Below are 19,000 nucleotides of genomic sequence, written 5' to 3'. Positions count from 1 at the left end.
CACAAACACGCCCAACAACCTAGTTTAGCGTACTAGCTTTACTTCGTTATCGGCATATTTTGATGCTGTGATAAAGCAAACTTATTAATATTGTGGAGCTATCGATGTGTTTTTTTCTCTAAAATAGCTCAGCTTGACTATTGATTTTATTGAAGTTTATTATTAAGTTCCTAGATTGCACCATAAAGTGTAATTCGTCTTAACGCTTAGAATAAAAAGCGACAGGGCTTTTAAACTTATGCCGTTTTCTTGTGTGTGAGTTCAATAGATATTGTGTATAGTTATAAATACAAAAATCTAGTATCTTTCCTTCCTAGAAAGGTGATTATAATGCATAGCAATCTCCAAACTGTGGTGGTGCGAAGGTGCTAGTATAAATCACCTTTCTACTTTCTTCACTCCACCGTGTTTAAAATTGCACTTCATGTTTGAATCCAGGAAACACTAAATAAAAACTTTAATAAAATCAATATATTTGTCAACCGCTTTTTGACGTAATTTTTAAATAAGCTTTTCATCAAAACAAAAAGCAAAGTATTAACGAAAAAAGCACAATTTATTTGAGCAATGTATCACAAATCTAGAATGTCAAATAACCAATTGTTTAATTAAAATGTACTCTGCAACAATCGTGATAGTTACCAAGACAATATTATGCAAAATTGGGGATTTTCATTACTAGAATTGTTAATAACTATTTGTATTAGTGCTATTTTAGTCACAATAGGCGTTGAGCATTGGAAAGAGCAACAGCTGCGTAATGAATTAGCTTATACAACCAAACAGTTAGGTTATTTTTTGTATGAAGTTCAAATAAAAGCGTCGATTAAAAATGAGAATTACATTATTCATCAATTTACTTCACCATGGTGCATTGCAATTACTCACGATGAAAAACCTGCCTCATGCAGCGAGGGAGTGCTTTATTTCATGAAACCAGATAATTCTGTTGAAATTAGTGAATTATTAAACAATAAAAATGCTTTGATCTTAGGTCGTCGCAACTTAGCACAAACAATGTCTTTCCAATTAAAAAATAAGATAGGTACTAGCAGGATTTTTATTTCTTTATTTGGACGCATTCGATTCTGTGCAGAAAATAGCTATATAACAGGGTTACCTCGATGTTAAAAGCATCTGGATATTCCTTATTTGAAATGCTTATTAGCTTAATATTATCAAGTCTAATTTTTATGGGTATAACCTCGTTTTACATTCAATTACAAACAAGTATTATGCAATATTATCAAAAAATACGTTTACAACAGGCAATTGAACTTGGATTAGCTGGTATGAAAAAAGACATAAGACGAGCTGGTTTTATTGCTAATGACCCCAAAAAAATAACAGCTAAAGCTATTAAAATCGATAAACAAGGAAAATGTATTGTTCTTCGATACGATAGCGAAATTCGCAATTCTTGGGTTTGGGACAAATTTTCCCCTATAAAGTCAGATGTTTTTACCTATCGCTATAAAGAAAACAATATAGCCTATAAAACAGGAGCAATAGATTGTTTTGGAACTAAATGGGAAAACTTATTTGATTCAAACGAAATCAAAGTAACCGATTTTACAATAAAACAGCTACCCGATGCCATTAGTCTATCTGTTACTGCTGAATTAAGAAAAAACAAGCAGATTAATTATCACATAACTGAAATAATCAAAAATGAAAACCTATTTTAAACAAATTTATACTTCGTCTGGGTTTAGCACTATTTTAATGGTAATTATTTTGATGGTTGTGGGATTGGTGCTATTAATTGGTTTTAATATACTTATTACCTCGTGGCAAAAAACTATCTTAATGGAAAGTCAATACTATCAAAAATTTAATCAAGCTAGTTCATCTTTAACTTGGGCAATAACCCAAAATTGGCAAACTCCTAAAACAAATTGGTATTGTATGACTGAACCCACTTATCAATTAAAAGCATGTATAAAAAAGTCTTTATTAAAAATTGATAAGTATGTGTTAGTAAGGGGCGAAGCTAAAGACTTCTATTTATATACACTCGCACATTTTGATAATAATCGATTGATTGTTGAAAAAGGTCATTGGCTCGATTATTGCCCAGAAAAAAGGGCTATTTATTGTGAATAACAAAAAGAAAAAAATAGCTGGCTTTAGTTTAATTGAAGTTATGATAGCAACGCTATTATTTTCAATTATTATGTTAGGATTTGTTAATTACCAACAAGCATTGTTTTATAAACATCACTACTTTACAAACTACTTACGTGCCAACAAAATTGCTTTTCAGCTACTTGATAGCTACCCTTATACCACAAACCAAATTATTCCTTCTGGTTGGCACTATAAGCTCACCAGTAAAACTTATAATGCTCAGTGTAAAATGGTTGTTATAACGGTTAATGCACCTAACAAACAAGTTGCCAAGCAGCAACGATTATTTTGTAATTCACTCTAAATGTTTGCAAGTTAAATACCATTCATCCCTCTATCCAGTTATGTAGAAGTTGCAAAACTTGTGACGTTTTTTCAGCGTGAACATTATGCCCTGCACCTTCAACTACTTCAATTTTTGCATTAGGAAATTGTTCGAAAATCGCTGGATAAGCTTCATTTGTAATATAAGTAGAGTTATTTCCCCGAATAAATAACGTGGGTTTTAAGCAAGGAGAGATATTTTGCCAATCGCATATATGAGCATATTGTGAATTAATTGCTTCAATATTAAACAACCATTTATCATTCTTAAACGATTTTAGTAAAAAAAGAATGGTTGGCATGTTAATACCTACTTGTTCCATTAAATTGATGATCTGCTTTTTATCGGTAATTTTGTTACTAAGGCAATACATTAACACTCTTAAAATAGTGGCATTGGCCGAACGGTGATATTTTATAGGCGCAATATCGATAGCAACAATTTTTTGGATAGAATCTGAAAGCATTTGCGATAATTGCAAAGCAATCTTCCCCCCCATTGAGTGACCAACTAATATTATATCTTTTAATTGTAAATCATAACAAAGTTCAGCTACATCTTCAGCCATAGTTTGATAAGTTATCTTATCAGACCAAGGGGAATGCCCATGATTACGCAGATCAACTTGCACGGTTTGATAATACTGCATAAAATCCTTCGCTAACATATTTAAATTATCTAAACTCCCAAATACCCCATGTAAAAACACTATCGACTTTCCATCACCCTGTAATTTATAGTTTAATTTCATACTTTAATTCGACCAATTATTTTAAGTGGCATTATTATACGTCTATTTTCAATACCATCACCGATTAATTCAATAACCACAATTTGCATAAATATGATAGAATTTAATACCAACTTTTTAACTAGTGTTAGGCCATATGTTTCAAAATAACCCTCTACTTGCACAATTAAAACAAGAACTCCATGAGCAAACACCACGCGTTGAAGGCACTATTAGAGCTCATGAAAAAGGATTTGGTTTTTTAGATGTTGATAATAAAAAAAGTTATTTCATCCCTATTGCTAAAATGAAAAGAGTTTGCAATGGTGATAAGGTATCAGGGACAGTTATAAGTAATAACGATAAAGAGTCTTTTGAACCTGAATCATTAATTGAAAGTGCATTGCAAAAATTTATTGGCAAAATAGGCTTTCAAGATCGTGCAATGGTTATTTATCCTGAAAATATGTCAACTAATCTAGCCATTCGTTGCAAAATAAACAAGCAAGTTAGCGAAAAACTAAAAGAAGGCGATTGGGTTGTGGCAACGCTTGTTTCTCACCCTTTGCAAGAAGAACGGAATCAATTTCTTGCCGAAATTGTTCGTTTTGTTGCTGAAAGCAATTCACCTTATCAACTTTGGCTAAAAACGTTAGCGCGCTACGATTTAGAAACTCACGCCCCACAGTTCGATTCATTATCAATTAACGGTACTGAACTTGATAACCGTCAAGATTTAACCGATGTTAACTTTTTCACCATCGATAGCGAAGATACAGAAGATATGGATGATGCTATTGCGATATCAAAAGGTGAACAAGGAGATTATCAATTGATGGTTGCCATTGCCGATCCTACCGCTTATGTATTACAAGATAGCGAACTTGATCGTATTGCCAAAATCAGAAATTTTACCACTTATTTGCCTGATTTTAATATCCCTATGCTACCCAAAGAGCTTGCCAATGATTTATGTTCATTAAAAGCAAATCAAAAACGTCCAGCGATGATATGCAAAATGAGTATTGACGAAACGGGCAATATTAATAGCGATGAGATCACTTTTATACCAGCTTGGATTGAATCAAAAGCTAAATTAACTTATAACAATGTTTCTAATTTTTTAGAAAATAATGAAGATTTAGAAACTAACAATCCAATTATTAAACAGCAACTTAAACATTTAGCTGACTTAGCAAAAATTCGTATGACATGGCGGCAAAATCATGCTTTAGTTTTTAAAGATAATGGAGATTATCGTTTTGAACTTGATGAAAATCGCCAAGTTAAATCAATAATTAAAGAGTCTCGTCGGATTGCAAATCAAATAGTAGAAGAAGTCATGGTTTTAGCTAACCAAGCTTTAACATTGCAATTAAAAAATAAAATTGGTTTTGGAATTTTTAATATTCATTCAGGTTTTGATAATAAATATATTGAACAAGTAGCGACTTTTTTAAATGATAACGGAATCACTGAATTTGATAAAGAATCATTAGTATCTTTTGATGGTTACGTAAAGTTGCGTCGTATAATCGACAACACTCCATTTTTGTCCACAAAACTTCGTAAGTTCCAAAGCCCTGCTGATTTTTCAACTGAACCTAAACCACATTTTGGTTTGGGATTTGATGCCTATGCAACATGGACTTCACCAATACGTAAATATGGTGATATGGTCAACCATCGATTAATCAAAGCATTTATCCGATCACAAGAATTAGTCGCACCCGATAAAGATCAATTAAAAAACATGAATGAAAGACGCAAAACATTACGCTATGCAGAACGTGATATGGCTGAAAACCTTTATGCTCAATACTTATCAAATAAAGTAGGTGAAAGTTTTTCTGCTGAAATTATCGATATCAATCGTGGTGGTGCTCGAGTTCGTTTATGTGATATAGGCGCTTTTGCATTTATGCCACTTTCAATGATTCACTCAGTCAAGGAAGAAATTATCTCGTTACCTGAGGAAGGAATCATCAAAATTAAAGATGAGGTTTGCTACAAACTTGCTGATACTATATCTGTTGTTATTCACCAGGTTAAAAGCGAAAATCAATCAATCATTACAAAATTAACCAACAATTAAAAAATAAAAGAAAGATTATTCTTGCTTGAATTTACAGCTTTTTTGCTGTTATTTCTTCCCCCGATGTAAATCAGGGGGAATAATTAAAACTTTATTATATTTTTAATATCAAACCTCTTTTTCTTATTAAAAATATCTGTTATCTTTCGGGACTAAAAATAATGAATTAATCATTAAAATGAACAATAATTCAGGGAGGCTATAATGTCAATTCATGGACACGAAGTATTGCATATGATGAATGGAAACAATTATACCGAATCTTCTTTACTTGATGCTATCAAAAGTAAGTTTGGAGAAGATGCCATATTTCATACTTGTTCAAAATCCAACATGAATGCCGAGCAACTAATCGCTTTTTTAAAAGCAAAGGGGAAATTTAAACCCTCAGTTGATCATGAAACTAAATTTACGGTCGATAATAAAAAAATATGCAAACATTAGAGAGAAATGACCGTATATAAAGTACAATTTTTATAAATTTAATTTAATCTGCTAGTGTTTTTTAAATTAATAAGAGTATATAATTTCGCGCTATAACAATAATCGTTATAAGTGGCTGTTGTTACTAATAACGTGACTAAATTAGTGGCAAAGTTGCTCGCTTTAAAATTAACCTAAAGAATATGCTCATGGAATTTGATAAATGAAAGTAAGTAATATCCTTATATGCACCTTTGTCGCTATTCTTGTCACAAGTTGTGCAAAAAAAAATTTACCTTTAAAAAATAATGAACCAACTTCCGAAACAGAGCAACTATCTCTATTAAAACAACAAACTGAAACTAACGACCCTTATGTTGTTGATGCTAAAAATCAACTAATTCGGTTTGTTGGTGATAAAAACTTCGATAACTACATTATTAAACAAGGTATTCTAAATTGTAAAGGCAATAATAATCTCTCCTCTTGCGTATTGAATTTTTATTTAAATGAACTATATAAATTAAAGTATCATGTGCAACTCAAAAAAGTAGTTGAGGAAAACCAAGCCGAACATAATATGGAACTAAGTAAAATAAAAGCAACTGAAAACAATATAAAAAGTTATTGCCAATATTCAGCTGATTTCGTTGCAGCAATTTATACAAAAGATAATGCAAAAATAACACAATATTTTCGACCACAATTTAGAATGTCAGAACAAGATATCTCATCCTTAAAAGCAAAGATTACTAAAGATGACTATTCTTACTTCCTAATAAACGAAAACCCAAGCATTCTTCAAGAAATGAAAGTGGATTACGTTGAGAAATGCTTAGATGATCCAAAAAACAATATTATCAATTATTTCAATATTTTTAGATAATACTAACGCGAGTCTTTTATGTGCAATTTATTTCCAATTCATAAGTTTAATAAAACTTTAATTTGCAAGGTGCTTTGCTTAGCTTCAGCTACTTGTATTAGTTTTTCTGCATGGGCTTTTTCGCTTGATGATGTAGTTGAAAAAGCTGAAAAACTATCTAAAAAGGCTTATGTTCAACCATCTAAAAATATTCCTAATGAATTAGCATCTTTACAATTTGCTGATTACCAAAAAATTCTATTTAATCATAAAAAAGCTTACTGGGGTGATCAAAAAAGTCGTTTTAAACTTGAGTTTTATCACGAAGGAATGTACTTTGATGTTCCAATAAAGATTAATGAAATTGTTAATAACCAAATAACTCCAATACAATATGATCCTAGCTATTTTGATTTAAGCCAGATTAATCTTGATAAAATAGATACTAAAAATTTGGGTTTTGCTGGTTTTAAAGTCCATTACCCAATTAATAATCCAACAAAAACCGACGATGAAATATTTTCAGCTCTTGGTGGCAGTTATTTTCGTGCGGTAGGTAAAGATCAACGCTATGGTCTTTCGGCAAGAGGGCTTGCCATTAACACTGGAGAAATGTCTGGTGAAGAATTTCCACGTTTTAAAGAGTACTGGATTGAAAGACCAGAACCAAATCAAAAACATTTAGTTATCTATGCATTACTCGACTCACCAAGCGTAACTGGTGCTTATAAAATTACATTGATTCCAAGTATTGATACTACTGTTACAGTTCAAGCTAAGGTCTTTTTCCGCGATTCTGTAAAAAAACTTGGCATTGCCCCACTAACCAGTATGTTTTTATTTGGGCCTAATCAACCATCACCATTGTTAAATTATCGACCTGCAATGCATGATTCTAATGGACTATCAATATTAGCAAATAATAACGAATGGATATGGCGTCCATTAAATAACCCTAAACGTCTATCGTTTTCATCGTATAGCTTAGAAAACCCAAAAGCTTTTGGCTTAATTCAGCGTGATAAAGGTTTTGATGATTATCAAGATCTCGATGATCACTATGAAAAACGACCAAGCGTTTGGACTGAAATTTTAGGCGATTGGCAAAAAGGACGAGTCGAATTAGTTGAAATCCCAACAGCAGACGAAACTAACGATAATATTGTCACTTTTTGGGTGCCAGAAAAACAATATAAAGCCGGCGACGTGCTTGATATAAAATATCGATTACATTATTCATTACATGAATTACAGCGTTATCCTAATAATATCGCAAAAGCTATTAGTACCCGATTGTCATTAGGCGATATAAAACAAGCTAATTTAATTCGTAAACTTGATGGCTCTAATGCGTACGTGATTGACTTCGCTGGTCCTTCATTATCAGAAAATGACCCAGTCAAAGTAATTTCAAGTATTACTAACGGCTCTATTGTAAGCTGTAATTCACAGTACAATCCAATAATAAAAGGATGGCGTGTAATTGTTAGATTCAACGTCCAAGATAGTAAAAAGGCAACGGATATTCGTGTACAACTCGCTTCACAAGCAACCAATGAAGTGATTTCTGAAACTTGGAGCGGGCAATACCCAGCACAATAGTAATGTAATAGTCATTATTATTATAAGATAAAAATATGAAAAAAGATTACTTTACAAATCTACCTGATGCTGAAGCTTGGCGTCAAAAATATGAAAATAATACAACATCACCTGATGATGTTGAGTTCTTAAAATATCGCTTAAATCAGATTGGCGATACTAGTTCTTTTATTGATGACCGAAAACAACAACCAAGTTATCCTGAAGTTGAACGCGTTTCAATTCAACCTCAAATCTGGAACCAGCGCTATATTGCCAAGTCAAAACATAACTTTAATATTTTAGCTATAATTCGACGCTTTATTATGTTTGCGCTGATTGTAGTACAAACATATTATGGAACCACTTATCTATCTTCTTTATTACCATACCAAAGTTGGCAAAAAATCAATTTTATGACTAATTGGGATATCAATCCTGAATTAGCCATCTACAGCATAATACCTTATATCATACAAGGGGCGATTATTATCCTGTTTGCTATTTTGTTTTGTTGGATCTCCATTGGATTTTGGACCAGCATTATGGGCCTAATTTTAGCCGTCATGGGTAAAGACCGTTACACTATTCCTATTCCCAAGGACCCAGCATCACATATCGACGCAAAGCATCGAACCGCTCTTGTTATGCCAATTTGTAATGAAGATGTTGCTCGAGTATTTGCTGGGTTACAAGCAACTTATCAATCTTTAGCTGAAACAGGCCACGCAGCTTGTTGTGATTTTTATATATTAAGTGATACTAACGATCCCGATCTATATGTGAACGAACTTAAAGCTTGGGCTGAATTTAATGCAGCAAAACAAAACAATGGTTGCAACGTTTTTTATCGCCATCGCAAACGCCGAGTAAAACGTAAAAGTGGTAATATTGATGATTTTTGCCGTCGTTGGGGGCACCAATATGAATACATGATGATCCTTGATGCCGATAGTATCATGACAGGCGATTGTATTTTAAAAATGATCGCCATGATGGAAATGACACCTAAAGCAGGTATATTACAATCACCGCCAAAATCAGTCAGAATGACCACGCTTTATGGACGTATTCAACAATTTGCCAATCAGATTTATAGTGATATATTTTGCTCTGGCACACACTTTTGGCAACTAAGCGAAGCACAATATTGGGGTCACAATGCAATGATTCGCTTAAAACCTTTTATTGAGCATTGCATATTATCTCCATTGCAAAAACGTAAGGGTCCAATTCATATCTTATCGCATGATTTAGTTGAGGCGACGCTTATGCGTCGTGCTGGTTATGGCGTCTGGATCGCTTATAATATGAATGGAAGTTATGAAGAGCTTCCTGGTAATATGATTGAAGATTTAAAACGTGATAATCGCTGGTGTATGGGTAACTTAATTAATTTAAGGCTAATCTTCAAAAGCGGTATTAAATTGACCCATCGTTTAATGTTTGCAACTAGTGGCATGGCTTATATTTCTTCATTATTGTGGCTAGTATTTTTAATATTTTCGACACTATTATTATTGGTGTTTAATATTTCTGAGCCTCAATATTTCTTCCAACCTAACCAATTTTATCCTACTTGGCCAAGGTGGGATGAACAATTAGCCATTCAACTATTATCAACCACAATGGTTTTACTGTTTGCACCTAAATTCTTCAGCTACGGTATTATTATAGCCAGAACTGGGGCAAAAGATGTTGGCGGTATATTTAAATTAACTTTATCAATACTGATTGAAATGATTTGGTCAATGATTTTAGCGCCAATACGCATGATCTTTCATAGTAAATTTGTACTTAAAGCATGGATGGGCAGTAAAATTCAATGGAAGTCACCATCCCGAAGTGACGACGCTCTAACATGGGGGGAGTCATTTTATTTTTGTTGGCCACTGTCATTATTAGGTATTATCTGGTTAGGAGTAATTATCTGGTTAAATCCACAATTTACTTATTGGTATATAGCCATATTAATACCTTTAACCATTTCACCTTTAGTAATTAGAGTATCTGGGCTTTCAAGTATCGGCATGAAGGCAAAAAAAGCAGGACTATTTTTAACCCCTGAAGAAACGCATCCTACAAGAGCTGTTACTCTTACAGGCGAATATTTAATTAAAACTGAAACTGCATTTGTTGAGCATGGTTTTGTTATGGCGTTGGTCGATCCTATATATAATGCGCTAACTTGCGCTTTATCGACTTCAAGACATAGAGTTAATAATAAAAACCAACAAAAACGCAATGAGCTTATTGAACAATATCAACACATAGACTTAGAAAAAATGAGTAAAGAAAAGCAGTTAGCGATTTTAGAAGACCCAATTATTCTTTCCGCATTACATCGTCATATTTGGCAACAACAAGAAAAATACGACAATTTGTTCTCAATATGGCAAAATGAACGCCAGCAATAAGAAATAGGGCTTTTGCCCTATTTCACTTCTTTTTAGTAACTAATCAAAATCCATGGATATTTTTATGACTTGGCAACCTTCTGCACCTATAAATAATTTACTTAAGCGCGCGAAAATTGTTTCTCAAATTCGTCAATTTTTTGCTGATCGCTGTATTTTAGAGGTCGAAACACCTACCTTAAGCCAATATGCAGTAACAGACGTACATTTAAGCTCTTTTCACACTAAGTTTTTAAAGCCTGGTGAAATCGATGATCAACAAGGGCGAAACATATCATTAATTACTAGCCCTGAATATCATATGAAACGCTTACTAGCTGCTGGTAGTGGACCAATTTATCAAATGTGTAAATGTTTTCGTAATCATGAAGAAGTCAGCCGTTATCATAACCCTGAATTTACCATGTTAGAATGGTATCGCATCCAATTTGATATGATGCAAATGATTAATGAAGTCGATGATCTATTACAAACCATTTTAGATTGTGAACCTGCTGAACGTATTTCTTATCAAAAAGCGTTTCAAAGGCATCTTAATATTGATCCTTTGGAAGCCGATCACGCAACCTTAGTCAATGCAGCAAATCAGCTTGATATCGGACTTAACACAGATAATTATGATAAAGATGGATTGTTACAATGCTTATTCACTTTTGGTGTTGAACCACATATTGGTCAAGACAAGCCTATTGCTGTATTTAACTTTCCAGCATCACAAGCTGCATTAGCCGCTATTAGCCCAGAAGATCATCGTGTAGCTAGCCGTTTTGAGTTCTATTACAAAGGTGTTGAACTTGCTAATGGCTTTAAAGAATTGACTAATGCACAAGAACAACGAATGCGTTTTGAACAAAATAATTTAGATCGTACTAATCAAAACTTACCAGCTCAGAATATTGACATTGAATTACTGGCCGCTATGGAAGCTGGGCTACCAGACTGTGCTGGAGTCGCTGTCGGATTAGACCGTTTAATTATGCTTGCCTTAAATTGCAATAGCTTGAATGATGTGATGTCATTTACTTTTGAAAGGGCTTAATTATGTTCAATGCTTTAGGATTAACCGAATGGATTGCCATTATTATTGGGATTGTTGCCTTAATGTTATTTGTATTTGCTATAAAATCTCAATCAACAATTAATAATTTACAGCAACTATTCGATCTACAACTAATTCAAAAAAAGGAAGAAAACCAAACTTTAGTAATTCAAGTAAAACAACTTGAGTATGAATTAGAGCAGTATCGACAACAAAATCTAGCGCAGAATGTTAAAATTAGTGAACTCAAAACGCGTTTAGAAGAAACGTTAAGTGCAACACATGAACGACAAACTATACTAGAACAAAGCGAACAACGGCTTACGACTCAGTTTGAAAACCTAGCCAATCGTATTTTTGAACAGAGTGGTAAAAAGATTGAACAACAAAATAAACAGAGCCTTGATTTTTTACTTTCACCACTTAAAGAACAGTTAGAAGGCTTCAAAAAGCAAGTTCAAGATAGTTTTGGGCAAGAGGCTAAAGAGCGCCACACACTGACGCATGAAATCCGTAACTTGCAACTACTTAATGAACAAATGAGTAAAGAAGCAACCAATCTAACCAATGCATTAAAAGGCAATAACAAAACCCAAGGAAACTGGGGAGAATTTATCTTAAGTCAAATTTTAGATAATTCAGGATTACGTTCAGGTTATGAGTACGAAACACAAGTTAATCTAACCAACGAAAACAATCAACGATTACAACCCGATGTCATTGTTCACTTACCGCAAGGGGGTGATGTAGTTATTGATTCAAAAGTGACCTTGGTTGCCTACGAACGCCATTTTAATAGTGATGACGAAAACGTTAAAGCAAAAGCAATGGCCGAACATTTAACGGCTGTGCGTAACCATTTAAAACAACTTAGTCAAAAAGATTATCATAAACTTATTGGCATTAATTCATTAGATTATATTTTGATGTTTATTCCTGTCGAGCCAGCATTTTTAAGTGCAATAGATAATGACCCAACATTAATTAACGATGCGCTGAAAAGTAATATTATGATAGTAAGCCCCACTACTTTATTAGTTGCATTACGAACTATCCATAATTTATGGCGATTTGAATATCAAAATCGTAATGCTGAACTTATTGCCGATAGAGCAAGCAAATTATATGACAAAATGCGTGGCTTTGTTGAAGATATGGAAAATCTGGGAAGTTGTTTAGACAAAGCTCAACAAACCTATCAAAATTCCATGAACAAATTATGTAAAGGTCGTGGCAATGTAATTGGACAAATTGAACGATTTCGTGAAATGGGTATCGAAGTTAAAAAACCGATTAATCCAGATATTACCTTATTATCAATGGATGAATTGAATAACGAAAATGAGAGTAAATAAACAAAACCTAGATTCACGATTATGGGAAATAAGTGTATACTCATCGCACGCAAAGAGGAATTGAATATGGCAAAAAAGCAAGACAAAGAAGTAAGTTTCGAAGAGACACTTAAACAGCTCGAAACCATTGTAGCTCAATTAGAAAACGGCGATCTACCATTAGACGAAGCACTAAATGAGTTTGAAAAAGGGATCAAATTAGCAAAAGCAGGACAAAAACAGTTACAGCAAGCTGAGCAACGCATTCAGATTTTATTATCTGAAAATAGTGACGCCGAACTGTCAGAATTCTCAAATGATGATAATGAATAGTTTAAAGCCATTACAAGAACGAATTGATTCGTTTTTAACCACCTATATTTCACAAATTGAACCATCTCAACTTCAACAAGCAATGAGTTATAGTTTGTTGGCTGGTGGAAAACGAATTCGACCTATTTTAGTCTATTTAACTGGACAAATGTTTAATTGCCCCCTTTCTAAGTTAGATGAAGCCGCTGCTGCGATTGAAGCAATTCATACTTATTCATTAATTCATGATGACTTACCTGCAATGGATAATGATGACTTACGCCGAGGAAAACCAACCTGCCATATCCAATTTGGTGAAGCTCAAGCAATACTTGCTGGTGACGCCTTACAAAGTTTAGCCTTTTCAATACTAGCAAAAAGTAAATTAATCGATGCTGAAACTAAAATTAATATGATAACTGAACTTGCCCATGCCAGTGGCGTTAATGGCATGTGCCTTGGTCAATCACTTGATTTACAGGCCACACATCAATCAATTAGTCTTGAACATTTGCAAAAAATACATTGTTATAAAACAGGAGCATTGATCAAAACGGCAATCCGTTTGGGTGCTTTTGCATGCGGTGAAATAGCTAAACCTTATCAGCTAATACTCGATCGCTATGCTGAAGCAATTGGGCTAGCATTTCAAATTCAAGACGATATTTTAGATATAATTGGCGAGCAATCTATTATGGGTAAACCACAAGGTTCAGACCTTACTCATGAAAAAAGTACATACCCTGCATTAATTGGGCTAGATAGCGCAGTAAAACTAACCCAGCAACTCTATCAGCAAGCTATCGATAGTCTAAAACAAATACCTTATAATAATCAGCCATTACAGGAACTTGCTGGTTATATTATTAATCGCAATAGTTAATAACTAGCTAAAATACAGCATTACATAATGAATTTAGATAATTACCCTTTGTTAAAACAAATAAACTCGCCTGAGGATCTAAGACGTTTTCCTCAGTCACAGTTATCGTCTATTTGTCACGAGCTTAGACAATATTTACTCGCATGCGTAAGTCAATCAAGTGGTCATTTAGCATCGGGACTAGGTGTTGTTGAATTAACAACAGCCTTGCATTATGTTTATCACACACCTTTTGATAAAATTATTTGGGATGTTGGTCATCAGGCTTACCCTCACAAAATTTTGACTGGTCGACGAGACCAAATGCTCACTATTCGTCAAAAAGGGGGACTTCATCCATTTCCTCATCGTAATGAGAGTGAATATGATGTGCTAACCACAGGTCATTCTTCAACTTCAATTAGTGCAGCACTTGGTATTGCAATTAGCGAACAAAAAAAACAATCAGGTAAAAAAGTAGCTGCCATTATTGGTGATGGAGCATTAACTGCTGGTATGGCATTTGAAGCAATGAATCACGCTGGTCATGTTAAGCCAGATATGCTAGTGATTGTCAACGATAATGATATGTCAATTTCTGCAAATACTGGAGCACTTAACCAACATCTAACTCAAATATTATCAAGTAAAGCCTATACATCTTTTAGGGAAAATAGCAAACGAATATTAGCTAATATTCCACCATTAAAAGAACTTGTTAAAAAAACTGAAGAACACTTAAAAGGATTAGTCACACCAGCTATCTTATTTGAAGAACTTGGATTTAATTATATAGGTCCTGTTGATGGACATGATATTAATGGATTGGTCGCAACTTTACAAAAAGTTCGCCAATTAAAGGGTCCACAACTGCTTCATGTAATAACACAAAAAGGCAAAGGCTACGCACCAGCTGAAAAAGATCCGACTTTATGGCATGGCGTACCAAAATTTAATCCAAATGATGGTATATTACCTACTACTCAAAAAGTTGCGCCAACATATTCGCAAGTATTCGGCGATTGGTTATGCGAAATGGCGCAAAATGATAAACGTTTAATGGCAATAACCCCAGCAATGGGGGAAGGTTCAGGTATGACAAAATTTGCAAATAATTATCCTGACCAATTTTTTGATGTTGCAATAGCCGAACAACATGCGGTAACCCTTGCTGCTGGGTTTGCAATTAGTGAATTAAAACCTGTTGTAGCTATTTACTCAACTTTTTTGCAACGCGCTTATGATCAAGTAATTCATGATATTGCTATTCAAAACTTACCTGTATTGTTTGCTATCGATCGTGCAGGAATTGTCGGCGCCGACGGTGAAACTCACCAAGGTGCATTTGACTTAAGTTATCTACGCTGCATACCCAATATGGTCATTATGACACCGAGTGACGAAAACGAATGTCGACAAATGCTCTACACAGGCTATTTACATAATGGTCCTGCAGCAGTACGTTACCCCCGTGGTGAAGGCACTGGAACGCCATTAATCCCATTAACAGCAATTCCTTTGGGACAATCTAAATTGTGCCGGCAAGGTGAAAACATTGCTTTACTAAATTTTGGCGCTTTACTTACCGAAGCTTTACAAGCTGCAGAACAAATCAATGCTACAGTTATCGATATGCGTTTTGTTAAACCATTAGATGAAAAAGTCCTTTTGCACATTAGCCAAACTCATAATATACTTGTCACCATCGAAGAAAACAGTATCAAAGGCGGAGCAGGTAGCGCCGTCTGTGAATATTTATTATCGAAAAAAATAAAATGTGATATTTTAAATATTGGACTCCCTGACAAGTTTATTTCTCAAGGCTCTCAAAGCGAAATAAGGCAAGAAATAGGACTAGATAAAAAACACATTATCGATAAAATTAATCGTTTTATGAATCAATAGGTTAAATATGGAAACTCAAGCTGTCACTATTCAAATTTTTGGACGAACATTAAAATTTAATTGTCCTGTTGATGAAGTCGACGCACTTAACAATGCCGCAAAAGATTTAGATGCGCGCTTAACAAATTTACGAGAAAAGTCTCCACATGTTGGCAGTGATCAACTTATTATGACTGCCGCTCTAAACATTTCTTACGAACTCTCAAAAGAAAAAGAAAAAAGCAGTGAATTTGGCGATCGGTTAAAAATGTTACAACAATTACTCGATTCTGCCCTAAATCCTAATAATTAACTACTTGAATTGTAAATTTAATACAAATAGTATTGTATGATCCGTCAAATTTTGTATTATAGCATACGACTCTGAGATGATCGCCATATGGGTTAGTCCCCTGAGCCGATATTCTAAACTTAAGAACGGAGTGACTTTTAATTGGTGTGTATGCCTTACTTGTAAGGAAACCTAAAAATTAAAACACAATGTTCACCTTGAACCTTGGGTTCAAGGGTTACGACCCTAACGACATCTTGGAGCGCTCTTTTACTTTTAAACAACAGTGAAAACTGATGAATATAAGGCAAATCATTCGTCAAAAACGGCGACAATTATCTCCCGATGAACGTGAGATTGCACAACACGCTATATATCAAAAAATTGCCTGTCACCAAGCGATTAATACTGCAAGAAATATCGCCATATTTTTATCATTTGATGGAGAAGTCGAAACCCAACCTATAATTAACTATTTATGGCAACAAAATAAATCCGTCTATTTACCTGTTATCCACCCTTTTGCAACCAAAAACTTGCTCTTCTTAAAATATACTAGCCAAACTCAACTCATAAAAAATAACTTTGGTATATTAGAACCAAAGTTAAATGTATTAAATGTACTTCCTTACCATCAACTCGACATTGTTTTTACGCCACTAGTTGCTTTTGATCAACGAGGTTATCGTATGGGCATGGGTGGAGGGTTTTATGACCGATTACTAGCAAATTATCAAACTCAACAAATTTTACCAATTGGGCTTGCTTTTGCTTGCCAAAAAGTCCAACATATTGAGAACAAACCCTGGGATATTCGATTGCCCGAAATTATTTACGCTTGAATTTATTGATAACAATTTAAAAAATTGTCAAAATTTTCATAATTATCAAAAAATAAATGATTTAGTGTATTATTCCATTGAGAACCTTAAATTTAGAAATACACAAATTTATAGATATAAATTAGATGTTGTGAGTTTAAATATATTTTAACGTATTGAAAACCCACAATATCCAGCTTTTTACTATGCACTACCGTCCCATATATATGTTTTAGTAATTTTAAATTCAAAAATTAATTAATTGATTATTTTAATTTACAAAAGCGCTTTAATATACTAGAAAGGAGTGTTGCAATGTCAGACAAAAAAGTACTAACCACTAATAACGGCGCACCAATAGCCGATAACCAAAATTCCCGAACTGCAGGTCCCCAAGGTCCAATATTGATAGATGATTTTCAACTTATCGAAAAACTCGCCCATTTTAACCGTGAAAATATTCCTGAAAGACGAGTCCACGCCAAAGGCTCCGGCGCACACGGCACCTTTACAGTCACCAACGATATCTCCAAATATTCTTACGCTAGCCTATTTGCCAATGTTGGTAAACAAACTCCAATTTTTGCTCGTTTTTCGTTAGTAGGAGGCGAGCGAGGCTCATCAGATACGGCACGTGATCCCCGTGGATTTTCAGTAAAATTTTACACAGACCAAGGTAACTGGGATATCGTCGGCAATAATACCCCTGTATTTTTTATTCGTGATCCACTCAAATTTCCTGATTTTATTCACACTCAAAAGCGTGACCCTAAAACTAATTTAAAAGATCCACAAATGATGTGGGATTTTTGGTCTTTATCACCAGAATCACTTCACCAAGTCACTATTTTATTTTCTGATCGTGGTATTCCTGATGGTTATCGTCATATGCACGGCTATGGTAGCCATACTTATAGCTTAATTAATAAAGATGGCGTTCGCACTTGGGTTAAATGGCATTTCAGAACTGAGCAAGGAATAAAAAACATTCATCCTAAAAAAGCAGCAGAAATGGATGGAACTAATCCAGATTCAGCACAAGAAGATTTGTTCAAAGCCATTGAGCGAGGAGATTATCCAAAATGGCGACTTTACATACAAGTAATGACAGAAGAACAAGCTAACAACCATCCTGAAAACCCATTTGATGTTACTAAAGTTTGGTCACAAAAACAGTTCCCATTAATCGAAGTCGGCGTAATGGAACTGAATCGTAATCCAGAAAACTATTTTGCTGAAGTTGAACAAGCAGCATTTGAACCAAGTAATGTAGTACCAGGAACGGGTTTATCACCAGATAAAATGCTTCAAGGTCGAATTTTTGCTTATGCCGATGCGCACCGCTATCGTATTGGTACTAATTATCAACAATTGCCGATCAATGCGCCAAAATGCCCTGTTCATAATTATCAACGCGATGGCGCAATGCGCTTTTATAGTCCAGATAATGCGCCTAACTATGAGCCTAATAGCGTCGATAGCGCACCAAAACAACAACCACAATATGCCGAACCGCCAATGCATGTACCAGCTGGCACAATGGACAGGCACGATCATCGTGTTGATGACGACTATTACTCACAACCACGCGCATTATTTAATTTAATGCAGCCTGAGCAAAAACAACTGCTTATTGATAATATCGTTGGCTCTATGAAAAACGTAAATCGAGACATTCAAATCAGACAGCTCGAACACTTCTATAAAGTGCACCCTGACTATGGAACTGGAATTGCCAAAGGATTAGGCATTGATATTGACCTAATAAAAAGCTAGTACTTAAAATAAAATGCCGACAATTTTAGTCGGCATTTTTAATTATTGGCTGTAACTAAATACACAAATATAAATTGATCACGTTATAAAATTTATAAAAACACTTCATTAATT

The 19,000-nt window shown here is 34.2% G+C and carries 18 protein-coding genes and 1 other RNA gene; 18 read left to right on the top strand and 1 reads right to left on the bottom strand.

The window, feature by feature from the left end; translation table 11 throughout:
- The first annotated feature begins 654 nt into the window (after positions 1-654).
- From ACGH6Q_RS03180 to ACGH6Q_RS03165, 4 genes are read left to right on the top strand one after another with little or no spacing between them, the layout of a single operon-like run.
- The gene (locus tag ACGH6Q_RS03180; RefSeq protein WP_411591838.1) at positions 655-1,131 is read left to right on the top strand and encodes a prepilin-type N-terminal cleavage/methylation domain-containing protein; all 477 of its coding nucleotides are present in this window, start codon (positions 655-657) and stop codon (positions 1,129-1,131) included.
- A complete protein-coding gene (locus tag ACGH6Q_RS03175) occupies positions 1,125-1,688 on the top strand; it encodes a prepilin peptidase-dependent protein (protein ID WP_411591835.1) in 564 nt (187 codons plus the stop codon). The genes ACGH6Q_RS03180 and ACGH6Q_RS03175 overlap by 7 nt, the downstream gene beginning before the upstream one ends.
- Positions 1,672-2,106 carry a DUF2509 family protein gene (locus ACGH6Q_RS03170; RefSeq protein WP_065610973.1) on the top strand — a complete coding sequence of 145 codons (435 nt, stop codon included), beginning with the start codon at positions 1,672-1,674 and terminating at the stop codon, positions 2,104-2,106. Before ACGH6Q_RS03175 ends, ACGH6Q_RS03170 begins: the two co-directional genes overlap by 17 nt.
- A complete protein-coding gene (locus ACGH6Q_RS03165) occupies positions 2,099-2,434 on the top strand; it encodes a prepilin-type N-terminal cleavage/methylation domain-containing protein (RefSeq protein ID WP_051634165.1) in 336 nt (111 codons plus the stop codon). Before ACGH6Q_RS03170 ends, ACGH6Q_RS03165 begins: the two co-directional genes overlap by 8 nt.
- 22 nt (positions 2,435-2,456) lie before the next feature.
- Here the strand turns inward: ACGH6Q_RS03165 and ACGH6Q_RS03160 are convergent, their stop codons facing one another.
- Positions 2,457-3,206: an alpha/beta fold hydrolase gene (locus ACGH6Q_RS03160; protein WP_411591832.1), complete on the bottom strand. Its 750-nt coding sequence runs from the start codon at positions 3,204-3,206 to the stop codon at positions 2,457-2,459.
- A gap of 136 nt (positions 3,207-3,342) precedes the next feature.
- Between ACGH6Q_RS03160 and ACGH6Q_RS03155 the strand changes: the two genes are divergently transcribed.
- From ACGH6Q_RS03155 to ACGH6Q_RS03090, 14 genes are all read left to right on the top strand, one after another.
- Positions 3,343-5,280 (top strand): exoribonuclease II, encoded by a 1,938-nt coding sequence (locus ACGH6Q_RS03155; RefSeq protein WP_411591829.1) that lies wholly within the window; start codon positions 3,343-3,345, stop codon positions 5,278-5,280.
- A 204-nt stretch (positions 5,281-5,484) separates the two neighbouring features.
- Entirely contained in the window at positions 5,485-5,724 is a 240-nt protein-coding gene (locus tag ACGH6Q_RS03150; protein ID WP_034910662.1) for a YecH family metal-binding protein, read from the top strand.
- 202 nt (positions 5,725-5,926) lie between these two features.
- The gene (locus tag ACGH6Q_RS03145; protein ID WP_411591826.1) at positions 5,927-6,589 is read left to right on the top strand and encodes a hypothetical protein; all 663 of its coding nucleotides are present in this window, start codon (positions 5,927-5,929) and stop codon (positions 6,587-6,589) included.
- A gap of 18 nt (positions 6,590-6,607) precedes the next feature.
- The gene (locus tag ACGH6Q_RS03140) at positions 6,608-8,170 is read left to right on the top strand and encodes a glucan biosynthesis protein G (RefSeq protein WP_411591823.1); all 1,563 of its coding nucleotides are present in this window, start codon (positions 6,608-6,610) and stop codon (positions 8,168-8,170) included.
- Positions 8,171-8,205: 35 nt separating this feature from the next.
- Positions 8,206-10,566 carry a glucans biosynthesis glucosyltransferase MdoH gene (mdoH, locus tag ACGH6Q_RS03135; protein ID WP_296301783.1) on the top strand — a complete coding sequence of 787 codons (2,361 nt, stop codon included), beginning with the start codon at positions 8,206-8,208 and terminating at the stop codon, positions 10,564-10,566.
- 64 nt (positions 10,567-10,630) lie between these two features.
- Complete coding sequence (gene epmA, locus ACGH6Q_RS03130; RefSeq protein WP_411591819.1) at positions 10,631-11,605, top strand: elongation factor P--(R)-beta-lysine ligase; 975 nt, start codon at positions 10,631-10,633, stop codon at positions 11,603-11,605.
- Positions 11,606-11,667: 62 nt separating this feature from the next.
- The gene (gene rmuC / locus ACGH6Q_RS03125; RefSeq protein WP_366941252.1) at positions 11,668-12,960 is read left to right on the top strand and encodes a DNA recombination protein RmuC; all 1,293 of its coding nucleotides are present in this window, start codon (positions 11,668-11,670) and stop codon (positions 12,958-12,960) included.
- A 66-nt stretch (positions 12,961-13,026) separates the two neighbouring features.
- Complete coding sequence (gene xseB / locus ACGH6Q_RS03120; RefSeq protein ID WP_034910657.1) at positions 13,027-13,272, top strand: exodeoxyribonuclease VII small subunit; 246 nt, start codon at positions 13,027-13,029, stop codon at positions 13,270-13,272.
- Positions 13,259-14,134, top strand: coding sequence for a (2E,6E)-farnesyl diphosphate synthase (ispA, locus tag ACGH6Q_RS03115; RefSeq protein WP_411591843.1), 876 nt, complete (start codon positions 13,259-13,261; stop codon positions 14,132-14,134). Before xseB ends, ispA begins: the two co-directional genes overlap by 14 nt.
- A gap of 27 nt (positions 14,135-14,161) precedes the next feature.
- Positions 14,162-16,018, top strand: coding sequence for a 1-deoxy-D-xylulose-5-phosphate synthase (gene dxs / locus ACGH6Q_RS03110; protein ID WP_411591816.1), 1,857 nt, complete (start codon positions 14,162-14,164; stop codon positions 16,016-16,018).
- 7 nt (positions 16,019-16,025) lie between these two features.
- Positions 16,026-16,310, top strand: coding sequence for a cell division protein ZapA (gene zapA / locus ACGH6Q_RS03105; protein ID WP_065589209.1), 285 nt, complete (start codon positions 16,026-16,028; stop codon positions 16,308-16,310).
- A 65-nt stretch (positions 16,311-16,375) separates the two neighbouring features.
- Positions 16,376-16,556: non-coding RNA, 6S RNA (gene ssrS, locus ACGH6Q_RS03100), on the top strand.
- 29 nt (positions 16,557-16,585) lie between these two features.
- Positions 16,586-17,131, top strand: a complete 546-nt coding sequence (locus tag ACGH6Q_RS03095) for a 5-formyltetrahydrofolate cyclo-ligase (RefSeq protein ID WP_411591813.1) — start codon at positions 16,586-16,588, stop codon at positions 17,129-17,131.
- Positions 17,132-17,425: 294 nt separating this feature from the next.
- Positions 17,426-18,886, top strand: coding sequence for a catalase (locus ACGH6Q_RS03090; protein ID WP_411591810.1), 1,461 nt, complete (start codon positions 17,426-17,428; stop codon positions 18,884-18,886).
- Positions 18,887-19,000 lie beyond the last annotated feature (114 nt).

It is taken from the genome of Gilliamella sp. BG2 (genome assembly GCF_046635645.1).
Classification (GTDB): Bacteria; Pseudomonadota; Gammaproteobacteria; order Enterobacterales; family Orbaceae; genus Gilliamella; species Gilliamella bombi.
This window is presented reverse-complemented; position numbering and strand designations above follow the sequence as displayed.